Genomic DNA, 1,312 nt, shown 5'->3' on the forward strand with positions numbered 1-1,312 from the left:
AAAAGATATTTATCAGAAAAGTCATGATCAAGCTAGAGGTTTAAAGACTGATCGGGTTCCAATTATTTTTATTAATAAATATTTTACACAATTCATACCAGGTAAGCAAGAGGGCTACGCCACTACTACCCAATCATTACCTCTAGCATCACCTTCTGGTCAAGATGCTCATATAGTTCCTCTCAAAGTCAAATTTAGTTTTGGCAATCAACAAGATGTTTGGAACAGCGTTCAGAGTCTCCTTCGTCCCTAAAATATGTATGCAGTAATTGAAGTTAGATCGCCATCGCCGTAGTGCGATCGCAATCTTGTAGGGCGCGTTCCCTAATGCAAGTTAAAGTCAGATGTAGGCTGGGTTGACAAAAGGAAACCCAACAACTTCTAGTTTAATCCCCTCCGCCACCTCAACGATAGACACCTCCATTGCTTAGGGTAAGGGACCTGCGCTTTGATAATGTACCTTTTGGGCGAACGCAGTTCGCCCCTACATTGTGGACAAAATCCGTTACTGTAGGGGCGCAAAGCTTGCGCCCTCCGATCGATTGGGATATTATTCCCACGCAAGTCCCTAAAATGAAGGGGCATAGTTGAAAAGAGGTCAAATCTATGACAGTTCGACAACCCCGCTACAGCAAAGAAGAGTTTGCCCGACGTGGCGATGAGATTTATGAATCTCAGGTGCGCCCCCAAATTGAGGAAGGTAATCATGGTAGAATTGTGGCGATCGACATCGAAACTGGAGCGTTTGAGCTTGCCGACGATACGATGACTGCGACTCGGCGACTTTATGAACGATTGCCTGATGCTCAGCCTTGGGTTGTTCGGATCGGCTATCGCGCCGTTCATCGTTTCGGCGCACGGAGTTTGAAAGACGCTCTATGATGATGCAGGGTTACGTCAATCAGAATTACGAAGCAATAAACCTCTTGCATAATTAATTTTTGAGGGTTCAAAAACGGTAAGAATAAGGATTAAATTGCATAAAATCCTTAAATAGACCATTTAATTGATTATTGTTCATTCCTAATTCTCCTGACTCCTGACTCCTGACTCCTGACTCCTAACCCTAACAACAATTTTTGATTTTTACCAGAGGTCTAATGCTTTCCTTGGTTGTGAGGAACGGCGACAAACTTAAATCCATTACTGCTGTGATCGATACAGGGTTTACAGCAGAAGTGTTGAACGTGGAAAAAAGTGGTACAAAATTTGATATTATAGATAAGAAAACAAAGTAAATGTACACCAATAAATGTGAATAAGCCATGCTAACAATTTTCCCAAAACTAATGAAAGAGCTTCTCAAGCCACT

Annotated in this window: 2 protein-coding genes; both read left to right on the forward strand. The window is 42.2% G+C overall.

Translation table 11 applies throughout. The features are described 5' to 3' along the window. Positions 1–253: hypothetical protein (locus tag ACE1AQ_RS18245; RefSeq protein WP_374808957.1), on the forward strand; the 253-nt coding region annotated here is incomplete at its 5' end. A gap of 353 nt (positions 254–606) precedes the next feature. Next, on the forward strand, positions 607–882 hold the full coding sequence (locus ACE1AQ_RS18250; RefSeq protein WP_002752933.1) for a hypothetical protein: 276 nt from the start codon (positions 607–609) through the stop codon (positions 880–882). The last annotated feature ends 430 nt before the right edge of the window (positions 883–1,312 follow it).

It is taken from the genome of Microcystis sp. BLCC-F209 (genome assembly GCF_041928595.1).
GTDB lineage: Bacteria > Cyanobacteriota > Cyanobacteriia > Cyanobacteriales > Microcystaceae > Microcystis.